16 protein-coding genes are annotated in these 22,698 nt (G+C 72.9%); 10 read left to right on the top strand and 6 right to left on the bottom strand.

Going from position 1 to position 22,698, the window contains the following annotated elements; genetic code table 11:
- The first annotated feature begins 158 nt into the window (after positions 1-158).
- Both P3T27_RS31535 and P3T27_RS31530 read left to right on the top strand, forming a co-directional pair.
- Positions 159-1,502, top strand: coding sequence for a 3-deoxy-7-phosphoheptulonate synthase class II (locus P3T27_RS31535; RefSeq protein ID WP_280684699.1), 1,344 nt, complete (start codon positions 159-161; stop codon positions 1,500-1,502).
- Between the two features lie 296 nt (positions 1,503-1,798).
- Complete coding sequence (locus P3T27_RS31530; protein ID WP_280684659.1) at positions 1,799-4,792, top strand: BTAD domain-containing putative transcriptional regulator; 2,994 nt, start codon at positions 1,799-1,801, stop codon at positions 4,790-4,792.
- A gap of 36 nt (positions 4,793-4,828) precedes the next feature.
- On the opposite strand, the gene P3T27_RS31525 is transcribed toward P3T27_RS31530, so the two are convergent.
- Complete coding sequence (locus P3T27_RS31525) at positions 4,829-5,167, bottom strand: hydroxyisourate hydrolase (protein ID WP_280684658.1); 339 nt, start codon at positions 5,165-5,167, stop codon at positions 4,829-4,831.
- Between the two features lie 300 nt (positions 5,168-5,467).
- Between P3T27_RS31525 and P3T27_RS31520 the strand changes: the two genes are divergently transcribed.
- The 4 genes from P3T27_RS31520 (at position 5,468) to P3T27_RS31505 (ending at position 9,966) form a co-directional block, all read left to right on the top strand.
- On the top strand, positions 5,468-6,661 hold the full coding sequence (locus P3T27_RS31520) for a pyruvate carboxyltransferase (RefSeq protein ID WP_280684657.1): 1,194 nt from the start codon (positions 5,468-5,470) through the stop codon (positions 6,659-6,661).
- Positions 6,661-8,061, top strand: coding sequence for a 3-isopropylmalate dehydratase large subunit (gene leuC, locus P3T27_RS31515; RefSeq protein WP_280684656.1), 1,401 nt, complete (start codon positions 6,661-6,663; stop codon positions 8,059-8,061). The genes P3T27_RS31520 and leuC overlap by 1 nt, the downstream gene beginning before the upstream one ends.
- Before the next feature lie 85 nt (positions 8,062-8,146).
- Positions 8,147-8,785, top strand: a complete 639-nt coding sequence (leuD, locus tag P3T27_RS31510; RefSeq protein ID WP_280684655.1) for a 3-isopropylmalate dehydratase small subunit — start codon at positions 8,147-8,149, stop codon at positions 8,783-8,785.
- 143 nt (positions 8,786-8,928) lie between these two features.
- Positions 8,929-9,966: an isocitrate/isopropylmalate family dehydrogenase gene (locus tag P3T27_RS31505; protein WP_280684654.1), complete on the top strand. Its 1,038-nt coding sequence runs from the start codon at positions 8,929-8,931 to the stop codon at positions 9,964-9,966.
- 330 nt (positions 9,967-10,296) lie between these two features.
- Here P3T27_RS31505 and P3T27_RS31500 read toward each other — a convergent pair whose 3' ends face one another.
- Entirely contained in the window at positions 10,297-10,455 is a 159-nt protein-coding gene (locus P3T27_RS31500) for an AAA-associated domain-containing protein (protein ID WP_280684653.1), read from the bottom strand.
- Positions 10,456-10,616: 161 nt separating this feature from the next.
- Between P3T27_RS31500 and P3T27_RS31495 the strand changes: the two genes are divergently transcribed.
- Positions 10,617-11,927 (top strand): DUF3533 domain-containing protein, encoded by a 1,311-nt coding sequence (locus tag P3T27_RS31495; protein WP_280684652.1) that lies wholly within the window; start codon positions 10,617-10,619, stop codon positions 11,925-11,927.
- A 16-nt stretch (positions 11,928-11,943) separates the two neighbouring features.
- Here the strand turns inward: P3T27_RS31495 and P3T27_RS31490 are convergent, their stop codons facing one another.
- The 3 genes from P3T27_RS31490 to P3T27_RS31480 form a co-directional block, all read right to left on the bottom strand.
- Positions 11,944-14,214 (bottom strand): FdhF/YdeP family oxidoreductase, encoded by a 2,271-nt coding sequence (locus P3T27_RS31490; protein WP_280684698.1) that lies wholly within the window; start codon positions 14,212-14,214, stop codon positions 11,944-11,946.
- A 155-nt stretch (positions 14,215-14,369) separates the two neighbouring features.
- A complete protein-coding gene (fdhD, locus tag P3T27_RS31485) occupies positions 14,370-15,245 on the bottom strand; it encodes a formate dehydrogenase accessory sulfurtransferase FdhD (protein WP_280684651.1) in 876 nt (291 codons plus the stop codon).
- A 330-nt stretch (positions 15,246-15,575) separates the two neighbouring features.
- Positions 15,576-16,055, bottom strand: coding sequence for a GreA/GreB family elongation factor (locus P3T27_RS31480; protein ID WP_280684650.1), 480 nt, complete (start codon positions 16,053-16,055; stop codon positions 15,576-15,578).
- Between the two features lie 277 nt (positions 16,056-16,332).
- Between P3T27_RS31480 and P3T27_RS31475 the strand changes: the two genes are divergently transcribed.
- Together P3T27_RS31475 and P3T27_RS31470 are read left to right on the top strand one after the other, a co-directional pair.
- Positions 16,333-17,775 (top strand): glyceraldehyde-3-phosphate dehydrogenase, encoded by a 1,443-nt coding sequence (locus tag P3T27_RS31475; RefSeq protein ID WP_280684649.1) that lies wholly within the window; start codon positions 16,333-16,335, stop codon positions 17,773-17,775.
- A gap of 338 nt (positions 17,776-18,113) precedes the next feature.
- Positions 18,114-18,806: a hypothetical protein gene (locus P3T27_RS31470; RefSeq protein ID WP_280684648.1), complete on the top strand. Its 693-nt coding sequence runs from the start codon at positions 18,114-18,116 to the stop codon at positions 18,804-18,806.
- Between the two features lie 162 nt (positions 18,807-18,968).
- On the opposite strand, the gene P3T27_RS31465 is transcribed toward P3T27_RS31470, so the two are convergent.
- The gene (locus P3T27_RS31465) at positions 18,969-20,279 is read right to left on the bottom strand and encodes a carbohydrate-binding protein (protein ID WP_280684647.1); all 1,311 of its coding nucleotides are present in this window, start codon (positions 20,277-20,279) and stop codon (positions 18,969-18,971) included.
- Between the two features lie 222 nt (positions 20,280-20,501).
- Here P3T27_RS31465 and P3T27_RS31460 point away from each other — a divergent pair, with 222 nt between their 5' ends.
- Positions 20,502-22,559 (top strand): tetratricopeptide repeat protein, encoded by a 2,058-nt coding sequence (locus P3T27_RS31460; RefSeq protein WP_280684646.1) that lies wholly within the window; start codon positions 20,502-20,504, stop codon positions 22,557-22,559.
- Positions 22,560-22,698 lie beyond the last annotated feature (139 nt).

Raw genomic sequence — 22,698 nt, 5'->3', positions numbered from 1 at the left:
GGTGAACGTATGACCCCCAGTCAATCCGTTCGTCCGGGAAGGCGGTCAGACCAGTTCCGCGGTGCGGGAGCAGGCCAATTCGCGGACGCTTGACCTTCTTTCCGCGGCCGGGCTGCAATGAGCGGGCCAGCGATTTCCGTTCCCATCCGAGGGCCGTGATGAATCGAATTCCGCAGACCGGAGCACGTGCCGCCTGGCGTTCCCTCCCGGCGGCCCAGCAACCGCAGTGGCCGGACCAGGTGGCGCTGCGCGAGGTGGTCGCCGACCTGTCGGCCGCCCCGCCCCTGGTCCTCGCCGAGGAGTGCGACCGGCTGACCGAGCGGATGGCCGCCGTCGCCGCCGGCGAGGCGTTCGTCCTGCAGGGCGGCGACTGCGCCGAGACCTTCGAGGGGCTCACCGCCGACGCGGTCACCGCCAAGCTGCGGACCCTGCTGCAGATGGCGGTGGTGCTGACCTACGCGAGCGGCGTCCCGGTGGTGAAGATCGGCCGGCTGGCCGGACAGTACGCCAAGCCCCGTTCCCAGCCGGACGAGACCCGGGACGGCCTCAGCCTGCCGTCCTACCGGGGCGACGCGGTCAACGGGCCGGACTTCACCGAGCGGGCCCGCCGCCCGGACCCGGCGCGGCTGCGGCGGATGTACGAGGCCTCGGCGGTCACCCTCAACCTGGTCCGCGGCTTCGCGGCCGGCGGCAGCGCCTCCCTCTACCAGGCCCACCAGTGGAACCGGGGCTTCCTGGCGGACTCCGCCGAGGGCCGCCGCTACGAGGAGCTGGCCGACGGCGTGGACCGCGCGCTGCGCTTCCTGCAGGCCTGCGGCTGCGACCCGGCCGGGCTGCTGGAGGCCGAGTTCTTCGCCAGCCACGAGGGGCTGCTGCTGGACTACGAGCAGGCCCTCACCCGTACCGACCCGCGCACCGGGGCGGAGTACGCCACCAGCGGGCACCTGCTCTGGGTGGGCGAGCGGACCAGGGGCCTGGACGACGCGCACATCGCCTACTTCGCCGGGATCGGCAACCCGATCGCCGTCAAGCTCGGTCCCGGGACGACCGCGGACGAGGTCCTCGGCTACGTCGACCGCCTCGACCCCGACCGCCGGCCCGGGCGGCTGACCTTCGTGGTGCGGATGGGCGCGGGCCGGGTGCGCGAGCTGCTGCCGCCGCTGGTGGAGAAGGTCACGGCGGAGGGCGCGCGGGTCGCCTGGATCTGCGACCCGATGCACGGCAACACCGTGCAGACCGAGGACGGCCGCAAGACCCGCCGCTTCGACGACATCCTGGACGAGGTCGCCGGCTTCTTCGAGGTGCACCGGGAGCTGGGCACCCACGCCGGCGGTATCCACGTCGAACTCACCGGCGACGACGTCACGGAGTGCCTCGGCGGCGGCGACCGGGTCCGCGCCGAGGACCTGCACCAGCGCTACGAGACGGCCTGCGACCCGCGGCTGAACCACCGTCAGTCCCTCGACCTCGCCTTCCGGGTGGCGGAGCTGATGAAGGCCTGAGACCGGGCGGCGGACGGCCGGGCGGCACCTGCCGATCCGGCCGTCCGGCTTTTTCCGGCCGTTCCCCCGTCGGCTACCCGGGAGTACGGGCGGCGACAAGGGTCCGTCAGGCGGCGTGTTTTGCGGAGAACTGAAAGTCATTGCCCCGTTGACGTGGCCGTCCTTAGAGTGCCTTGCGATCTGCGCCTGTTCCTCTGGGGGGAGTGGAAACGGTGGGGCACCGACCTGGTTCCGGTATTCGCCACGACGGCGGTCAATCACCCGCGCCCCGGGTCGAGTACCGCATTCTCGGCCCGTTGGAGGCGCTCGTCGGCGGCACACCGCTGAACCTCGGCGGGATCCGCCAGCAGACGGTGCTCGCCGCCCTGCTGCTCGACGTCAACCGGGTGGTCAGCGTCGACCGCCTGGTGCGCGCCCTCTACGAGGAGGCCCCGCCGGCCACCTCCCGGGCCCAGCTCCAGATCAGCGTCTCCGCGCTGCGCCGCCTGTTCGCCGCGCACGGCCTCTCCGACGTCATCACCACCCACCCGCAGGGCTACATGGTGAAGGCGGCGGACGACCAGCTCGACCTGTTGCAGGCCCGCGGCCTGCTCGGCCGGGCGCGGACGCTGCGCGACCAGGGGCGCAAGGCGGAGGCCGCCGGCCTCTTCCGCCAGGCGCTCGGGCTCCGGCGCGGCGACGCCCTCGGCGGCCTGCCCAGCGAGGTGATCCGGTCCGCCGCCGGCCAGCTCACCGAGCAGTGGGCCGGCGCCACCGAGGAGTGCATCCAGCTCGAACTCGCGCTCGGCGGGCACAGTGCGCTCGTCGGTGAACTCCTCGGTCTGGTCGAGGAGTTCCCGCTGCGGGAGCGGATGCGCGGCCAGCTCATGCTGGCGCTCTACCGTTCCGGGCGCCAGGCCGAGGCCCTCCGGGTCTACCGCGACACCCGCCAGTGGATGATCGACGAGCTGGGCGTCGAACCCGACCCCCGGCTGCAGCGGCTCGAACACGCGATCCTCGCCACCGACCCCGGGCTCGACCTCCCCGACACCCGCCCGGAAGCCGCCCCCGCCGTCCCGGCGGCCGCGCCCCTCGCCGCCGTGCCCGGCACCGCTCCGGTCGCCGCCCCCGTCGTCGTCCCGGAGATGCTCCCCGCCGACCTCGCCGACTTCACCGGCCGCGAGGACCTCCTGGCCGGCCTGCGCGAACGGCTCCTGCTCTCCTCGCACGAGCAGTCCCGGCTCGCCGTCCCGATCGTCTCCGTGGTCGGCAAGGCCGGGGTCGGCAAGACCGCCGTCGCCGTCCACGCGGCCCACCAGATCGCCGCCGAGTTCCCCGGCGGGCAGCTCTTCGCCGACCTGCACGGCGGCGCCCCCGACATGGTCGGCCCGGCCCAGGTCCTGGAACGCTTCCTGCGCGCCCTCGGCGTGAACGGCACCGCCATCCCCGACGGCCTGGAGGAGCGGGCCGAGATGTACCGGGCCCTGCTCGCCGAACGCCGGGTGCTGATCGTCCTCGACAACGCCGCCACGGAGAGCCAGATCACCCCGCTGCTGCCGGGCAAGCCGACCTCGGCCGTGATCGTCACCAGCAGACGGCACATCGGCAGCCTGGCCGGAGCCGTCCGGGTGGACGTCCCCACCTTCGCCGCGGAGCAGTCGGCGGAACTGCTCGGCCGGATCGCCGGCCCCGAGCGCGTGGCGGCCGAACCGGAGGCGGCGAAGGCGCTGGCCGAACTCTGCGACCACCTGCCGCTGGCGCTGCGCATCGCGGGCGCCCGGCTCGCCGCCCGGCCGCACTGGGAGGTCACCGAGCTGGTGGAACGGCTGGAGGACGAGACCCGCCGGCTCGACGAGCTCAAGTACGCCGACGTCGGCATCCGGGCCGGCCTCTCGCTCACCTACGACAGCGTCAGCCCGGACGCGCGCCGGCTCCTGCGGCGGATCGCCCTCGTCGACGAGGGGCCGTTCTCCGCCTGGGTCGGCATGGCGCTGCTCGACCTGCCCGAGTACCAGGTCCAGGATCTGATCGACGAACTCTCCGACGCCCAGCTCCTGGACGCCGTCGGCACCGCGCCCGGACGCCACACCCAGTACCGGCTGCACAACCTGATCCGGGTCTTCGCGCGCGAGCGGCTCGCCGAGGAGGAGAGCGTCGAGGAGCGCGAGGCCGCGCTGGCCCGGGTGCTCGGCTGCTTCCTCCACCTGCTGATCGAGGCGCGCCAGCGCGAGTACGGCCGCGACGTGCTGATCCGTGGCCGCGGCACCGCGCTGCACCCGCTGCCCGCCCGGACGGTGGACCGGCTGCTGGCCGAGCCGCTGAGCTGGTTCGCCCGGGAGCGCCCGATGCTCGTGCCCCGGGTCAGACAGGCGGCCACGATGGGCCTCACCGCGCACTGCTGGGAACTCGCCGTCACCGCGGTGACCTTCCTGGAGACCCACGGCCGGCTGGACGACTGGCGCGACACCCACGAACTCGCCCTCGCCGCCGCCCGCAAGGGCGGCGACCGGCTCGGCCAGGCCGCCGCGCTGCACTCGCTCGGCTCGCTCGCCCTGACCCGGCAGAACTTCGCCGCCGCCGAGGAGCGCTTCCGCCAGGCCGCCGGGATCTTCACCGACCTCGGCGACGACCTCGGCTCCGCCCTGACCGCCCGCGGCCTCGGCTACCTCGCCCGGGTGGACGGCCGGATCGACGAGGCGACCGGCCACTACCAGGCCGCCCTGACCGTCCTGCGCGCGAGCGGCGGCTCCGTCGCCGTCGCGTACGTGCTGCACAACCTGGCCCAGCTCAAACTGGGCGAGGGCGACGAGGACGGAGCCGGAGCGCTCCTCGACGAGGCCCTGCGGCTGAGCCGGGAGGGCCGCGGCCGTCGGGTCGAGGCCCAGGTCCTGCACCGGATGGGCCAGAGCCACCTGGAGCGCGGAGGCTACGACAAGGCCCTGGAGGCCTTCTCCCGGGCCCTGGACGTGGTCCGGCTGATCGGCGACCACACCGGCGAGATCTACGCCCTGCACGGCATCGGCTCGGCCCGGCACCGGCTCGGCGAGACCGGCGAGGCCGCCCACGCCCTGCACCGCGCCCTGCTCCTCGCGGAGGGCTCCAACGAACGCCTGATCATGGGCCGGATCCTGGTCACCCTCGGCGAACTGGCGCTCGGCACCGGGGAGGCCGACCTGGCGGTGGAGCACCTGCGGCGGGCCCGACTGGTGTTCCGCCTCATGCGGACCCCCGCCGAGGAGGCCCGGACGCTCGACCTGCTGCGCACCGCCCGCCTGGCCGCCGGGCCCCCGGATTCCGCCGATCCGGGTTAGCGGGCGTCCTGAGCGGGCGCGCTGTTCAGGGTGCGGCTAGTCCGCGATGAAGGCCACCGCGTAGTGGTTCAGCGACAGGGTGAGGCTCACCCGGTGTCCCGACTCGCCGTCGGCGACCCGGAAGGTGGCCGCCACCTCGGGGTGCACGGTGCACAGGCCGAGCCCGCTGAAGTACCGGTCGACGTCGAACACCAGCCGGTAGAGGCCGCGCCCGCCGTCCGTACCGCCCCACTCCTCGATCCGGCCGCTCGCGTCCGTTCTCCGCTCGACCACGGGCACCCACTCGTTGTCGACCAGCGACTCCAGTCTCGCGTCGAGACCGGCGGCGGTGCGCCCGTGGACGCTGTCCAGCGCTTCGACGATGACCCTCGCCATCACCTCACCCGCCCCGGGCGCGGTAACCGGGCCGGCGGGCGTCCCTCGGCCGCGATATCTCCCACGGAAATCACTCCTTACTTCAGTACACGATGCATCGGGAAAAGGGCGCATCAAGCCTATTGTTGGGGGTGCCGCTATCGGGCCGCCATCGAATGCTTATTTGTTCGAAAAGTCTTGACGGGCAGTGATTCCCGCCCAGTAAAGTCACCGCTGCCAGCCACCATCATCCGCTGCCGCTCACCGCGACCTCCCGTCCGGTTGCCGTCCGGCGGCGTTCCCGAAAGAGGCGGAAAGTCCATGTCTTCGAAATCCGTCCCCACCGCACGGCGGCTCCGCGTATTCGACTCGACGCTGCGCGACGGCGAACAGGCCCCCGGCAACGCGATGAACCCCGACCAGAAGCTGGAGCTGGCCCTCGCCATCGAGGCCACCGGCGTCGACACCATCGAGGCCGGCTTCCCGAGCTCCTCACCGCGCGACTTCGAGGCCACCAGACTGATCTCGGGAGCGCTCACCACCGCCAAGGTGGCGACCCTCAACCGGGCGGTCCGCTCCGACATCGAGCTGGCCGCCGAGGCCGGCGGCGTCGAGCGCCACCAGGTCCAGATCATGGCCACCGGCAGCGACGTCCACCTGGAGCACAAGCGCGGCCTCACCCGCGCCGAGGGCCTGCACGAGATCGTCGACAGCATCAAGTTCGCCCGTGAGCTGGGCTTCACCGACATCACGCTCGGCATCGAGGACGCCAGCCGGGGCAGCGACGACCTGCTGCGCCCGATGATCGAGGCCGGCCTCGCCGAGGGCGCCCGCACGGTGGCGCTCGCCGACACCACCGGCTGCCTGATCCCGGCCGAGTTCGGCGCCCAGGTCGCGCGGGTCCGCTCCTGGATCCCGGACGACATCATCCTCTCCACCCACTGCCACCAGGACCTCGGCCTCTCCCTCGCCAACGCCCTGGCCGGCGTCGCGGCGGGCGCCGACGAGGTGCAGGCCACCATCGCCGGCATCGGCGAGCGCGCGGGCAACACCCCGCTGGAGGAGCTGGCCGCGGTGCTGCTCTACAAGGGCGAGCAGCTGGGCCTGACCAGCCGGCTGCGCACCGAGAAGTTCTACGAGGCCTACCAGCTGATGGCCCGGATCATCGGAATGTCGACACCGCGCAACAAGGCCATTTTCGGCGAGAACGCCTTCGCCACCCAGGCCGGAATCCACCAGGCCGGAATGCTGCGCAATCCGGTGACCTACGAATACGTCGAACCGCGCAGCTTCGGCCGGGAACGGGGAATTCTCATCGGCCGGCACTCCGGGCGCAGCGTGGTCCGCAACCTGTTCGACCAGATGGGTCTCGGCGCCGAGCGGGACCTGCTCGACGAGATCTACGACACCTACATAGCCGGCCGTGCCGACGGCACCTGCATCGAACTGGGCGAGCTGCGCGAGATCATCGCCGAGCGCCTGAGCCGCACCACCGAGATGGCGGTGGCCGGCTGATGAGCACCACCGAGCGCAACCTGATCGAGAAGGTCTGGGAGAGCCACATCGTCGACCAGGCACCGGGCGAGCCCGACCTGCTCTACATCGACCTGCACCTGATCCACGAGGCGAGTTCCCCGCAGGCCTTCGACGGCCTCCAGCTGGCCGGCCGCCGGGTCCGCCGGCCCGACCTCGCCCTCGCCCTCGAAGACCACAACGTGCCCACCAACACGCTGCTGGTCAAGGACGCGATGGGCAGCGCGCAACTGGAGCGGCTGCGCGAGAACTGCGCGGACCAGGGCATCGAGCTGTTCTCGCTCGGCGACGACCGGCAGGGCATCGTGCACGTCGTGGCGCCCGAACTGGGCTTCGTCCGCCCCGGCATGACGGTGGTGTGCGGCGACAGCCACACCTCGACGCACGGCGCCTTCGGGGCGCTGGCCTTCGGCGTCGGCACCAGCGACGTCGAGCACGTGCTCGCCACCCAGACGCTGGCGCTCCAGCGCCCCCGGACGATGTCCGTCGAGTTCGTCGGCGAGCCGCCGGCCGACGTCACCCCGAAGGACCTGATCCTCGCGCTCATCGCGCACATCGGCGCCAACGGGGCCAACGGGTACGCGATCGAGTACCGCGGCAAGGCCGTCGAGAACCTCTCCATGGAGGGGCGGATGACGGTCTGCAACATGACCATCGAGGCGGGCGCCCGGGCCGGCCTGATCGCCCCCGACGACACCACGCTGGCGTACCTGCGCGAGCGCTGGGACCCGGCCGCCGAGGCCGACTGGGACGAGGCGGTCGACTACTGGCGTTCGCTGCGCACCGACGAGGGCGCCGCCTTCGACCGGGTGGTCGAGCTGGACGTCACCGGGCTCAAGCCGTTCGTCACCTGGGGCACCAACCCCGGCCAGGCCGTCCCGCTGGACGGCGCGGTGCCGGCGCCCGAGACCTTCGAGACCCCCGCCGAGCAGCAGGCCGCGCGCCGCGCCCTGGAGTACATGGGCCTCGAACCGGACGTCGCGCTGCGCGACGTGGAGATCAACACGGTCTTCCTCGGCTCCTGCACCAACGGCCGGATCGAGGACCTGCGGGCCGCGGCCGACGTGCTGCGCGGCCGCAAGGTGGCCGACACGATCACCATGCTCGTCGTCCCCGGGTCGATGGCCGTCCGGGCCCAGGCCGAGGAGGAGGGCCTGGACCGGGTCTTCCTCGACGCCGGCGCGCAGTGGCGGCTCTCCGGCTGCTCGATGTGCATGGGCATCAACGCCGACCGCCTCCAGGGCATCCAGCGGGTCGCGTCCACCTCCAACCGCAACTACGAGGGCCGGCAGGGCACCCACGCCCGCACCCACCTGGTGTCGCCGGTCGTCGCCGCGGCCACCGCCGTGGTCGGCCGCCTGGCCGCGCCGACCGAGCTGTGACCGCGCCCACCGGGCGCACCCGCCCGGCCCGATTGACCGACCAGAGCGACCGGAACGACCGGAACGACCACCAGGGGGAAGAGGCATGAGGGAGCCGCTCACGACGCACACCGGACAGGCCGTGGCACTGTCCCGGGACGACGTCGACACCGACCAGATCATCCCGGCCGAGTTCTGCAAGCGGCTGACCAAGTCCGGCTACGCCGACACCCTGTTCGGGCACTGGCGCAAGGAGCCCGGGTTCGTCCTGAACCAGCCGGAGCACCAGGACGCGAGCGTCCTGGTGGCGGGCCACAACTTCGGCACCGGCAGCTCCCGCGAGCACGCCGTGTGGGCCCTGCGCGACTGGGGCTTCCGGGCCGTCATCGCCACCAGCTTCGGCGACATCTTCCTGCGCAACGCGCTGAAGAACGGCCTGCTGGCCGTCGCCCTGCCGGTACCCGTCGTCGCCGGGCTCGCCGAACGCGCCCAGGCCGACCCGAAGTTCGAGATCACCGTCGACCTGGAGCAGCTGACCGTCACCACCGACGGCGGGACCTGGGAGTTCGAGGCGGACCACCGCGCGCGCTGGCTGCTGCTCAACGGCCTCGACGACATCGACGTCACCCTGCGCAAGGCCGACGCGATCGCCGACTTCGAGCAGCGGCGCCCGGCCTGGATGACCAGCATCACCCGCGGCGCCTTCTCCTCCCCGGACGCGGCGAAGCAGCGCCGGGCCTCCTGACGTCGGCGCGCTCGGTGCCGAACCGAGCGCCGAACCGAGCGCCCCCGAGCGCCGGGCCGAGGCGGCGACCCTGCCCGACCCCCGGCCGGCCCGGCCGGCCCGACCCACAACCGGCCGGCCCCACCCCAGAAACGGTGAGACCCATGACCAAGACAGTGACCGTCATCCCCGGTGACGGCATCGGCCCCGAGGTGACCCAGGAGGCCCTGCAGACCATCGAATCGCTGGGCCTGGACCTCACGGTCGACGTGCTCGACCACGTCAACGCCGACACCTACCTGCGGACCGGGGTATCCCTGTCCGACGAGGACTTCGAGCGGATCAAGGCGAGCGACTCGGTGCTCTTCGGCGCCATCGGCGACCCCCGGGTGAAGACCTCGGACTACGGCCGCGGCGTCCTGCTGCGCCTGCGCTTCGACCTCGACCTCTTCGTCAACCACCGCCCCGCCACGCTGCTGCAGGAGCGGCTGAGCCCGCTGCGCGACGAGCGGACCCGCGGTATCGACGCCGTGATCGTCCGCGAGAACACCGAGGGCCTCTACACCGACATCGGCGGTGTGCTGCGCGGCAACACCGTGCACGAGATGGCCATCGACGCGGACGTCAGCACCTACATGGGCGTCTCACGGGTGATGGAGTACGCGTACTCGATCGCCGAGCGCGGCGTCTGCATGGTCGACAAGTCCAACGCCGTCCGGCACGGCGGGCAGGTGTGGCAGCGGGTCTTCCAGGAGAACGCCGCGAAGCACCCCGGCATCAGCTCCACCCACCTCTACGTCGACGCCGCCGCGATGAAGCTGATCTCCGACCCGTCGCAGTTCGACGTCATCGTCACCAACAACTCCTACGGCGACATCCTCAGCGACCTGGCGGCGATGCTGGCCGGCGGCCTGGGCAACGCGGCCTCCGCCAACATCAACCCGGTCACCGGGTTCGGCCTCTACGAGCCGGTGCACGGCAGCGCGCCCGACATCGCCGGCCAGGGCATCGGCAACCCCTTCGGCGCCATCCTCAGCTCCGCGCTCATGCTGGAGCGCCTGGGCTGGCCCGCCGAGGCGAAGGCGGTCCAGCTGGCCGTCGGCACGGCCGTCGGCGACGGTGCGTGCACCCCGGACCTCGGCGGTACCCTCAGCACCCGGCAGGCCGGCGCCGCGGTCCGGGCTGCCCTCTCCGCGGGCTGACGACCACCGGCCCCCACCCTCCACCGCCGCCGTGGTCGCCCCACCGACCACGGCGGTCGGCGTTCAGCCCCAGGGGTTGTGCTCGTACGATCCGTTGACGGTGGTACGGAACGCGGTGTGCTCGGTCATCTCGTACGGACTCCAACTCCTGGACGGCGGCCGGTCGGCAGCGGCTGAAAGGATGGCTGAAGCCTGGCACCCCCGGCCATCGGCCCGCTATCGGCGCCCGCGCCCGGCCGGATAGCACCGGGTTCGAGGGCGGAGCGGCCGTTCGCCCGCGCCGTCCGCACCGCCCGCCGCCGCCCGGCCACCGGCCGGGCCTGACGGACTTCAGGCCGACTCCTCGTCGAGCCGGTACTCACGGAGGGCGGCGTCGTAGCCGAACAGCCCGGCGTGGCGGCCCCAGTCGGTGGCGGTCTCCAGCTGCCGGTCGACCTGTTCGCCGGTGTAGTGGTGGGCGAGCAGGTCGCGGAAGAAGCCGGCGCGCACGGCGGTGCCGGGCCGGCCTCCGGTGCCCGGCGCCCCGGCGCCCCGGGCGGGGGCGCGGCGCGGCGGATCGGGTGACGCGGGTTTGGCCGTCCGGCCGCCACGGAACGACTTCCCACCGCATCGGCAGCAGCACCAGGTTGCGCCCGAATCCGAGGGGTGGCATGGCCTCCGCAGGCTCCCAGGGCGGTCCCCGGCAGGCGCGGGCCCTCGTGCTCGCCCGTCGCGCGAAACTGTGGCTCGTTCCCGGCATCCTGTGCGGCCTGGTGGCCGTGGTGCTCTCGCTGCTCTATATGGGTGGCATCCTGAACCCGACCGGGCATCTGCACCGGCTCCCGATCGCCCTGGTGAACGAGGATCAGGGCCCGCCCCCGTCGGGCCGGTCGGAGAGCCTGGGCGCGCGGCTGAGCCGGGAGGTCGTCGCCCAGACGCCCGGCGGCACCGTCGACTGGCGGCAGGTCGGCCAGGCCGAGGCCATGGACCAGCTCTCCTCCGGGAAGGTCTACGGCGCGCTGCTCGTCCCGCCGGGGTTCACCGCCGACGTGGCGGCGCTGACCACCGGCCGGGCGACCGAACGGCCCACCCTGACGGTGCTGACCAACCCCGGCCTCGGCAGCCTCGGCTCCTCGCTGGCCTCCCAGATCACCCAGTCCGCCGCCCACCAGGCCTCCCTGACGATCGGCAAGGAGCTGACCGCGGCCGCGCCGCCGGCGAGCCGCCCGGGCACCGGAACGGGCGCCACCGCCACCGCCACCGCACGGCTGCTGCTGGCCGACCCGATCGCCGTCACCACCCGGGTCGGCCACCCGATCGGCACCCACAGCGGGCTCGGCCTGAGCGCCTTCTACTACACCCTGCTGGCCGTGCTGACCGGCTTCGTCGGCGGCAACATCATCCACAACGGCGTCGACACCGCGCTCGGCTACAGCGACAGCGAGATCGGCCCCTGGCACACCCGGCGCCCGACCGTCCCGATCACCCGCACCCAGACCCTGCTGCTGAAGATGGTCATGACGGCGGGGATCATGCTGCTCACCACCACCCTGGTGATGATCTGCTCGGTCGCCGTCCTCGGCATGGACGCCCCGCACCAGGTCCTGCTCTGGGTGTTCGCCTACTGCGCCAGCCTCGCCGTCGGCCTCGGGGTGCAGGCGATCAACGCGGCGCTCGGCGGGATCGGGCAGCTGGTGTCCATGTTCGTCTTCATCGCGCTGGCACTGCCCTCCTCGGGGGCGACCATCCCGCTCCAGGCGGTGCCCGGGTTCTACCGCTTCCTCGGCCTGTTCGAGCCGATGCGCCAGCTCAGCGACGGCATCCGGGCGATCCTGTTCTTCGACGCCCGGGCGGACGCGGGTCTGGCCAGGGCCTGGACCATGATCGCGATCGCCGTGGTGCTCGCGCTGGCCTTCGGCTTCGCGATGACCCGCTACTACGACCGCAAGGGCCTGCACCGCTGGACGCCGCAGCCCGAGTGAGCGCCGGGGAGCCGTTTCAGGCGGACGCGGTGACGGTGACCTTGAGGTGCTTCATGATCGGCTGGTCGCTCTGGGTGCTGTAGTCGCCGAGCGCGCACAGCACGTTCATCTCGGGCATGTAACCGGCCGCGCAGCCGCGCGGGATCTCGTACGGGATCGCCAGGTAGCCGTTCAGGGTGCGGGTGCTGCCGTCCTTCGCGGTGCTGGTGATGTCGACCGGGTCGAACTCGGCGATGCCGCGCTCGCGCATGTCGTCCGGGTTCAGGAAGACCAGCGTGCGCAGGTTCTTCACGCCCCGGTAGCGGTCGTTGTCGGAGTAGATGGTGGTGTTCCACTGGTCGTGGGAGCGCATGGTGCCCAGCGCCAGGGTGCCCGGGGCGGGGACGACGTCGGGCAGCGGGGCGGCGGAGAACTCGGCCTGCCCGGAGGGGGTGAGGAAGACCAGCTCGCGGGCCGGCTGCTTGATCCGGAACCCGAGCGGCAGCCGCACCCGGCGGTTGAAGTCCTCGAAGCCGTCCAGGGCCTGGGACATGGTGTCGCGGATGCGGTCGTAGTCCTCGATGTACCACTCCCACGGCGTCTCGCTGTCCGGCAGTGCCGCGCGCGCCATCCCGGCGACGATGGCGGGCTCGGAGAGCAGGTGCGGCGAGGCCGGGCACTTCATGCCGACGGACAGGTGCACCATGCTCATCGAGTCCTCGACCGAGGTGCTCTGCAGCCCGCCGCGCTGGTGGTCCTTCTCGGTGCGGCCCAGACAGGGCAGGATCAGCGCCCGGCGGCCGTGCACCAGGTGGCTGCGGTTCAGCTTGGTGCTCACCTGGACGGTCAACTCGCAGCCGCGCAAAGCCTCGTAGGTGGCGGGCGTGTCGGGCGCGGCGAGCGCGAAGTTGCCGCCCATGCCGACGAAGACCTTCACCTCGCCGCGCCGCATCGCCTCGATGGCGTTCACGGTGTCCAGGCCGTGCGCGCGCGGCGGGTCGATCGCGCAGACCTCGGCGAGGCGGTCCAGGAACTCCGGGGAGGGGCGGTGGTCGATGCCGCAGGTGCGGTTGCCCTGCACGTTGCTGTGCCCGCGCACCGGCGACGGCCCGGCCCCCTCGCGGCCCAGGTTGCCGCGCAGCAGCAGGAGGTTGACGATCTCCCGCACGGTGTCCACGCCGTGCTCGTGCTGGGTGACGCCCAGGCACCAGCTGAAGATCGAACGGTCGGCGTCGCGGTAGACCCGCGCGGCCTTGAGGACCTGGGCCCGGTCGAGGCCGCTCTGCCGCTCGATCTCCTCCCACGGCGTGGCCTCGCACAGGGCGCGGTAGGCCTCGAACCCGGTGGTGTGCCGGCCGATGAACAGCTGGTCCAGCGCCTTCTCGTCGGTCGTGGACTGTTCCAGGATCGCCTTCGCCATGCCGCGCAGCAGTGCCATGTCGCCGCCGATGCGCGGCTGCAGGTTCAGCGTGCTGGTCCTGGTGGACTTGAACAGCGCCATGTCCACGAAGTCGTGCGGGACGATGGTGCGGGTGGCGGCCGCCTCGACCAGCGGGTTGATGTGCACGATCTGCGCGCCGCGGCGGTACGCCGCGGAGAGCGCGGTGAGCATCCGGGGGGCGTTGGAGGCCACGTTGACGCCCATGATGAACAGCGCGTCGGTGACCTCCCAGTCCTTGAGGTCGACGGTGCCCTTCTCGGTGCCCAGCGAGGCCTGCAGGGCGCGTCCGCTGGCCTCGTGGCACATGTTGGAGCAGTCCGGCAGGTTGTTGGTGCCCAGTTCGCGGGCCATCAGCTGGTAGAGGAACGTCGCCTCGTTGCCGAGCCGGCCGGAGGTGTAGAAGGCGGCCCGGTTCGGGTCGTCCAGGTCGCGCAGGGTGCGGCCGACCAGGTCGAAGGCGTCCCGCCAACGGATCGGGACGTAGTGGTCCGAGGCGGCGTCGTACACCATCGGCTCGGTGAGGCGGCCCTGGTCCTCCAGCGCGAAGTCGCTCCACTCGGACAGCTCGGTCACCGAGTGGGTGGCGAAGAACTCGCGGCCGACCCGCTTGCGGGTCATCTCCCAGGTGACGTGCTTGATGCCGTTCTCGCAGATGTCCAGGTGCAGGCCCTTGGTGTCGTCCGGCCAGGCGCACCCGGGGCAGTCGAAGCCGTCGTTCTCGTGGTTCATCCGCATGATCGCCCGCGGCCCGTCCACGTACGCGCCCTCGCGCACCAGGAACCGGGTCACGCTCTTCGCGGCGCCCCAGCCGGCGGCCGGGTGGTGGTACGGCGCGAACTGCGGCGGCGCGGTGGGGGCGGGGCCCACGGCCGGCTCGGTCCGGTCCGGCGCGCGGTCGTCCTGCCCGGGCTCGTTCGGCGCACGGTGGTCGGGGGAGTTCACGGCGCTCGCCTTCCGTCGCTCGGATGGGGCTCGATGGTCGGCGGACACCCGGCGCCCGGACCCGACGCTACGCCCGCCGATCACACCGTGCGAGCCGGGCCGGGCGCGCGGTCGGTGTCGCCCGGCTGGTCGGCGGTGTCGATCCGGTCGGCGCCGGTGTAGACGTTCATCGAGTCGCCGCGCAGGAAGCCGACCAGGGTCAGCCCGCTCTCCTCGGCGAGGTCCACGGCCAGCGAGGACGGCGCGGAGACCGCCGCCAGCAGCGGGATCCCCGCCATCACGGCCTTCTGGACCAGCTCGAAGGAGGCCCGGCCGCTCACCATCAGCACCGTCTCGCGCAGCGGCAGCAGGCCCTCTCGCAGCGCGTGGCCGACGACCTTGTCCACGGCGTTGTGGCGGCCGACGTCCTCGCGCAGGCAGAGCAGCCGGCCGTCCGCGTCGAACAGGCCGGCCGCGTGCAGGCCGCCGGTGCTGTCGAAGACCTTCTGGGCCGCGCGCAGCCGGTCGGGCAGGGCGGACAGCAGGTGCGGGGAGACGCGCAGCCGGTCCTCGGCGACGGTCCAGGCCGCGGTGGTGCGTACCGCGTCCAGGCTCGCCTTGCCGCAGAGGCCGCAGGAGGAGGTGGTGTAGAAGTTGCGCTCCAGCGAGGCGTCGGGGGCGGCCACCCCGGGGGCGAGCGCGACGTCCACCACGTTGTAGGTGTTGCCGCCGTCGGCCGTGGCGCCGGCGCAGTACCGGATCCCGGCCACCTCGTCGGCACGGTGCAGCACGCCCTCGCTCACCAGGAACCCGGCCGCGAGGTCGAAGTCCCCGCCGGGGGTGCGCATGGTCACCGTCAGCGGGCGCCCGCCGACCCGGATCTCCATCGGCTCCTCGGCGGCCAGGGTGTCGGGGCGGTGCGAGGGCACGCCGCCCCGCAGCCGCAGCACCCTGCGGGGTACGGTCACTCGGCCCATCGGCTGGCTCCTCGGTCGTGTCGGTCGTGCTGTTGCGGCGATGCGGACCTTACGGGTGAATCCTCGCCCCTCGCACGACCCCCCCGTGCGGCAGGTGGCGGCGGCTGTGCGCGGCCGGGACGGCCGGGAAGACCAGCCCGGTCGCGAAGCCGGTGGCCGGCGGCCAGCAGCAGGACCGGCCAGCAGCGGGCCGGGCACCAGCCCGACCAGGCGGACCGAGAACATCGCGGCCGGCGAGAGGGCCGGCCAGCGGGTGTGCGCGCGGGCGGTCGTGGACGACTTCAGGCGCGCCCAGGGTGAGGCCGGTGAGGATGTGGGCGGCCGCCGCCGCTACGCCGTCCGGGCACCGCCGTTGCCGACCGAGACGACGACCGCGCTCGCCGGGCCGCCGGGCGTCTCGTACCCGACCGTCTCCCCGGCGTGGCGCCCCAGCAGCGCCCGCCCGAGCGGGCTGTCGGCGGTCACCAGGGTCAGCTCGCTCTCCTCGGCGATCTCCGAGATCTCCACGGTCTCCTCCACCCCGTCCGCGAACCGCACGGCGACGGTGGAACCCACCCCCACCACCTCCGTGGACGGCGCTCCGGCGACCGCCCCCTCGCGGATCCGCCCCTCGACCTCGGCGATCCGCAGGTCCAGCCGCGCGACCTGGTCGGCCCGCTGCAGCTCGTCCGCGGCGTCGGCCCGGTCACCCACCGGTTCCTCCCCGCGCAGCGTCCCCAGCACCCTCTCCCGCTCGGCCCGCAACTGCGCCAACTCCCCCTGCAACGCCCGCAGGGCCTCGGCGCTGATGGGCTCGGGACCGTCCGTCATAGCTGCTCCCGGGATCGTCGGTCATCCGGTCAAGCACCCGTCGCCTCCATTACCCCACCGCCCCGACACCCCGGCAAATCCTCGGCTCCGCCGTCCTCCCGGGACCGGGCCGGCGGGGTGGCGGTGATCACGCTCCCGGGCCCGGTGCGGGAGGTGGCGGGGATGAAGGTGCAGGTCCGGGGGGTGGGGGTGGTCGGGCGGGGTGGGACCTGGCCGTAGGGGCGGGGGCGGGCGAAGCTACCATGTGCGCAACACCCTCAGCTCGAAAGATGGACTTGTGACTGTCAACGACGACGTGTTCACGGACTGGAAGAACCGCGAGGAGATCGCGGAGTCGATGATCCCGATCATCGGGCGACTGCACCGCGAGCGGGACGTCACCGTCCTGCTGCACAGCCGGTCCCTGGTGAACAAGTCGGTGGTCAGCATTCTGAAGACGCACCGCTTCGCCCGCCAGATAGCCGGCGAGGAGCTCTCGGTCACCGAGACGATGCCCTTCCTGAGTGCGCTGACCACCCTGGACCTCGGCCCCTCCCAGATCGACATCGGCATGCTGGCCGCGACCTACCGGGCCGACGACCGCGGCCTGTCGGTCGAGGAGTTCACCGCCCAGGCCGTCTCCGGTGCCACCGGCGAGAACAAGCTGGAGCGCCGTGACGCCCGTGACGTCGTCCTCTACGGCTTCGGCCGGATCGGCCGCCTGGTCGCCCGCCTGCTGATCGAGAAGGCCTCCGGCAACGGCCTGCGCCTGAAGGCCATCGTCGTGCGCGACGGCGGCGGCGACGACCTGGTGAAGCGCGCCTCGCTGCTGCGCCGCGACTCCATCCACGGCCAGTTCCAGGGCACGATCACCGTCGACGAGGCGAACAACAAGATCATCGCCAACGGCAACGAGATCACCGTGATCTACTCCGACGACCCGACCAAGGTCGACTACACGGAGTACGGGATCAAGGACGCCATCCTGATCGACAACACCGGCCGCTGGCGCGACCGCGAGGGCCTGTCCAAGCACCTGCGCCCCGGTATCGCCAAGGTCGTGCTGACCGCGCCGGGCAAGGGCGACGTCCCGAACATCGTCCACGGCGTCAACCACGACATGATCAAGCCCGACGAGCAGATCCTGTCCTGCGCCTCCTGCACCACCAACGCCATCGTCCCGCCGCTCAAGGCGATGGAGGACGAGTACGGCGTGCTGCGCGGGCACGTGGAGACCGTCCACTCGTTCACCAACGACCAGAACCTGCTGGACAACTACCACAAGGCCGACCGTCGCGGCCGCTCGGCACCGCTCAACATGGTGATCACCGAGACCGGCGCCGCTTCGGCCGTCGCCAAGGCCCTCCCGGACCTCAAGGCGAAGATCACCGGCAGCTCGATCCGCGTCCCCGTGCCGGACGTCTCGATCGCCATCCTCAACCTGCAGCTGGCCCGCGAGACCAACCGCGAGGAGGTCCTGGACTACCTGCGCGACGTCTCGCTGACCTCGCCGCTGAAGCGCCAGATCGACTTCATCGACTCGCCCGACGCGGTCTCCAGCGACTTCATCGGCTCGCGCCACGCCTCGATCGTCGACGCCGGCGCCACCAAGGTCGAGGGCGACAACGCGATCCTCTACCTGTGGTACGACAACGAGTTCGGCTACTCCTGCCAGGTCATCCGGGTCGTCCAGTACGTCTCGGGCGTCGAGTTCCCGACGTACCCGGCCCCGGCGGTCTGATCCTCGGCCAGGGACTGTCCGGCGGCGGGGCGGCGACCAGTGCGGTCGCCGCCCCGCCGCCGTCTGCTCTCCGCCCTGCCGTTCGCCCCGCCGTCCGCTCCGTGCCTGGTCGAGCGCGCACCCGGGCGCGGGCGGCGTGGGGGCGGCGGCTATCTTGAGGGGTCACGGACATCCGGAGGGAGCGGGCGATGGGGATGGCTGGTCGGCGGGTGGCGGCCGTAGTGGCGGTCGGGGTGCTGACGGGGGTGCTGGCCGGGTGTTCCTCGGGGGGCTCGTCCGGGCACTCGTCCGGGGGGTCGGAAGCCGTCAAGAGCGGGGCAGGGGCGGCGAGTTCGGCGATGGCGGGGTCGGCGGGGCCGGCGGCGGGGACGGCCGGTGCGCCGGCGGTCGGCGCGTCCGCGCCCGCCGCCGGGACGGGGGCGGCCTCGGCGCAGCCCTCGGCGCCGGCTGCCGGCGGGGGCGCCGGCAGCGGGGCGCCCGTGCCGCCGCCGGCCGGTGCGGCCACGCCCGGGGCGGACCTGGAGGCGGTGCTGCTGGACGACAAGCTGGTCGGCCAGGTGCTGCCGGACGCGAAGGCGATGGCGGGGTGGGAGGAGGAGAAGCGTAAGGTCGACACCGCCGACCACGCCACCACCTGCACCGCGTCCGCACCGTGCACCGGCAAGCCGCTCAGCGGGTCGGTCCGGTTCTCCTCGGGAGACCTGGTCACCCGCTTCATCGTCGAGACCCTGCCGAACCGCGACGCCGCGAAGAACCGGCTCAAGGAGACGTACGCGTCGTACACCAGCGGGCCGTTCCAGCAGGTCGACACCCCGGTGCTGGGCAGCGAGAGCCAGGCCTTCCAGGGCCCGTTGGCCGGCAGCGACGGCATCGGCATCGTGCTGCGCTCGGGCACCGTGGTGGCCAGTGTGACCACCGAGGGCGGGCCGGCCGACGTGGCCGCGGCCCGGCGGTTCGCGGTGATGCTGGTCAAGCGGATCGAGCAGGCACAGCAGGGCCGGACGCCCGACGCCGGGCTCGGCCTGGCCTGACCGCTCGGCGAACCCGGACGCGAGGCCCTCGCCGAGTCGGCTGCGGGGGCGTCGGGTGCCCGCGGGGCGTCGCGCGGCGTCGGCCCGGCAGGGCGAACAGCTCACCGCGCGGGGCCCGGGGCGCGATGTCCCGGGCCCCGCGCGGTCCGGTCCACGGGACCGTCAGCAGGGGCCGTCGTCGCCCCAGACGCCCCACTGGCCGCTGGCGCTCGGCACCTCGTTCAGCGTCCACCACTTGGCGTGGTACTTGTGGCCGCCGTAGGAGACCTTGCTCCCGTTGGTGTACGTGGTGCTCGCGCTCCACGCCGGGTCGGTGCAGGCCCCCGGGCTGGTCGGGGGAGTCGTCGGCGGGGTGGTGGGCGGGGTGGTCGGAGGCGTGGTGGGCGGGGTGGTGGGCGGGGTCGCCCCGGCGAACTTCACCGTGTACTTGGTGAAGTCCCAGTCGTTCTGCGCCACGCTGGAGCAGGAGCCGGACAGCCCCGGGTCCACCGGGCCCGGGCACTGCCGGTCCCGGTTGACCGACCAGTAGGTGTACCGGGCCAGGTTGTGCGCGGTGGCGAAGTCCAGCACGCTCTGGAAGTCCGCCTGCCGGAAGTACTCGGCGGCGTCGGTGCGGCCGTTCATCATCGACACGCCCTCGTGGGCGTAGGCGGTGGCCTCGGACCAGCCGAAGGTGGTCTGCAGGATCTGGTTGAACTTCACCAGCGCGTCGGTCTGTGCGGCCGCGCCGTTGAACCCGCCGTCGAACGGCATGATCGAGAAGTTGTTCGGCGTGAAGCCCTGCGACTTGGCCTCGTTCAGCATCTGCGTGCCGAACCAGCCGGTGCCCGCGTTCGTCCCGGCGGTGGTGATCGAGACGTACAGCCCGGGGTTGTTCTGCTGGAGGATCCGGGCGGCGCCGATCTCGTTGTGGATCGCCGCGGTGTTCTCGTACTCCGGCTCCTCCAGGTCGAAGTCGACCGCCTTCAGCTGGTACTTGGTGATCACCTTCTGGTACCCGGCGGCGGTCGCCTCCGGCGTGCCGCAGACCTGGCCGAGCTTGGTGCCGCCGTACCCGCCGACCGACACCGAGACGTCCCCGCCCTTGCCGCGGATGGTCTGGATGACGCCGGGCATGGTGGTGTCGGTGTCGATCGAGGAGGTGCCGCCCCAGGAGGGCGAACAGCTGTTGCCCTGGGCCAGGATGAACGCCAGCTGGAAGGCCTTCTGCCCGGTGGCGTCCATCACCGCCGCGGCGTCCGGCGGGCTGTTGTCCTCGGGCATCAGGTACGGCGCCGAGGCGTACCAGTTGCTGCCGAGGCCGGTCGTGGTGTCGGCGGCCGCGGAGCCGGTGCCCGCCAGCGCGGCGACACCCCCGGCGACCAGGCCGAGCACCCCGGCCACGGCGACGGCGGCCCGGCGCGGGCGGCGGCGCCCCGGCGGGTTCGGGGCGGTGGTGGCGGTGACGGGGCGTGGGGGAAGAGCGCGTTCCATCGAAGGCCTTTCCAGGCTTGACGGCAGTGGGGGAGGGGACTGCTCACGCCGGAGGTGGGGGTGGCGCGCAGACCGGAACGGGCCGTCGGCCGGGGGTAGTTGCCGAAGGCTGTCACTGGTATAGACCTGTTCGGGAGGGGTGGTCAACCCCAAAACGGTCAAGCCGCCCGGCGCGCCCGACAGACAAGGGCGTGGCTGCCGGACACGCCTTAGAGTTGACGGGTGGCCAAGGAGAACACGAACAGGGTGGACGGGCAGGTGCACGCCGGTGCCATCGTGCAGGCGCACACCATCGGGCAGTTGCACGTGCACCCCGCAGCGCCGCCCGCCGTCCCCTGGCAGCTGCCGCCCGGCCTGGGCCACTTCGCCGACCGCACCGGCGAACAGGCCCAGGTCCTCGCCGCCGCCGCGGACGGCGCCGAGACCGGCGGCCCCCTCCTCGTGGCCCTCAGCGGCATGGGCGGCATCGGCAAGACCGCCCTCGGCTTCCAGCTCGCCCGCGAACTGCGCGGCCGGGGTCGCTGCCCCGACGGCATCCTCCACCTCGACCTCGACGACCTGCGCCGCGAGGGCGCCGTCGAGGTCGCCGACGCCCTGGGTAAGCTCGCCCACGACCTCGCCCCGGCCGTCCCGCTGCCACCCGGGTACGCCGACCGCCGCCGCCACTACTGGGCCGCCACCCAGGACAAGCACCTCGTCCTCGTCCTCGACAACGCCCGCAGCGGCGCCGAAGTCCTGCCCCTGCTCCCCGCCTCGGCCTCCGCCGTCGTCATCGTCACCAGCCACGGCCGGCTCCACGACCTCGACGGCACCCGGTCCGTCGAACTCCCCCTCGGTCCGCTCACCGGTGAGGACGCCACCGGCCTGCTCCACGCCACCGTCGCCGACCCCCGGCTCGCCGCCGACCCGGACGCCACCGCCGAACTCGCCCGCCGCTGCGCCGGTCTGCCCGCCGCGCTCCAGGTCGCCGGCCGCTGGGTCCGCAAACACCGCCACCGCGAACTTCGCCGCCTCATCGACGAACTGACCGCCGAACTCCACCGGGAGGGCGTCTCCATGGTCGAAGCCGTCTGGGACGCCGCCTACGCGAGCCTCACCCCCGGCGCCGCCCGGCTCTACCGGCTGCTGCCCCACCACCCCGGCCCCGTCATCACCGTCCAGGCCGCCGCCGCCCTCCTCGGCACCGGCCCGGCCCCCGCCGAGGACGCCCTCGACGAACTCGAACAGGCCGGCCTCCTCCACCCCCGGCCCGACGGCCTCCACCAGCACGACCTGCTGCGCGGCCACGCCCTGCGGCGGGCCGCGGGAGCCCCGGAGGACACCGCCGCCGTCCGGCGCCGCCTGGTCCGCTGGTACCGGCGCCAGGCCGCCCGTGCCGACCTCCTCGCCGCCGGCCCGCGCCTCACCGTCGCCCGCCCCGCAGCCGAGGAACCCGCACTCGCCGAGGTCCCCGACATCCCGCTCGCCGACCCGCACCAGGCCATGCACTGGCTCGAAGGCGAACACCTGGCCCTCTACGGCTGCGTCCGCATCGCCCACGAGGACGGCCTCGACGCCGACGCCGTCGCCCTCTGCGAACCCCTCTGGACCCACTTCCTCGACCACCAGCACTACGCCGACGCCATCGACGCCTTCGGCCGCGGCGCAGCCTCCGCCGACCGCGCCGACGACCCGCTCGCGGTCGTCCGCATGCACTGCCAACTCGCCCGGCCCCTCTGGGAACAGCGCCGCTACCAGGAGGCGGCGGAGCACCTGCGGATCGCCGTCGCCCGGGCCCGGCTGCTCGGCGACACTCCCGACGAGCGCAAACTGCGCGCCTCCGCCGTCGAGTTCCGCGGCAAACTCGCCTCCGTCCAGGGCGACTGGGCCGCCGCCGTCCCCGACTTCGAGGCCGCCCGCGAAGAGCACCTCGCCATCGACAACCCCTACGGCGTCATGCTCCAGACCTATCTCCTCGGCCGCGCCGCCGTCGCCCTCGGCCGGCCCGACCGCGCCATCGCCCTCCTGACCGAGGCCCACACCACCGCCACCGCCCTGCGCCGCGACCGCATGTCCGCCCGCACCGCCTACGAACTCGCCACCGCCCTGCGCGGGGCCGGCCGCCACGCCGAGGCCGCGCCCCTCTACCAGCACGCCCTCACCAGTGCCCGCGCCCGCCAGTCCACCACCGACCAGCTCCGCGTCCTCGACACCCTCACCACCTTCCACGAGGAGCTCGGCGACCCGGACACGGCGGAGGCCTACCGCACCGAGGCGACCCGCCTCCGCGGCGGCGGGTAGGCGCTGCCGCGCGCCGCCACGCCTGCGCTCCGGGCGGATGGCGCGGGAGTGTCATGAATCAGGTGGACACCCTGATCAAGGGAGACACTGATGAGCTCGCTGACGGATCACCAGATCGGGTCGGCTTCTGACGGTTCGG

Source organism: Kitasatospora sp. MAA19 (assembly GCF_029894125.1).
In the GTDB taxonomy this organism is placed as follows: domain Bacteria; phylum Actinomycetota; class Actinomycetes; order Streptomycetales; family Streptomycetaceae; genus Kitasatospora.
Note: the sequence above shows the minus strand (reverse complement) of the source record. Positions and strands in the feature narration are given on the sequence as shown.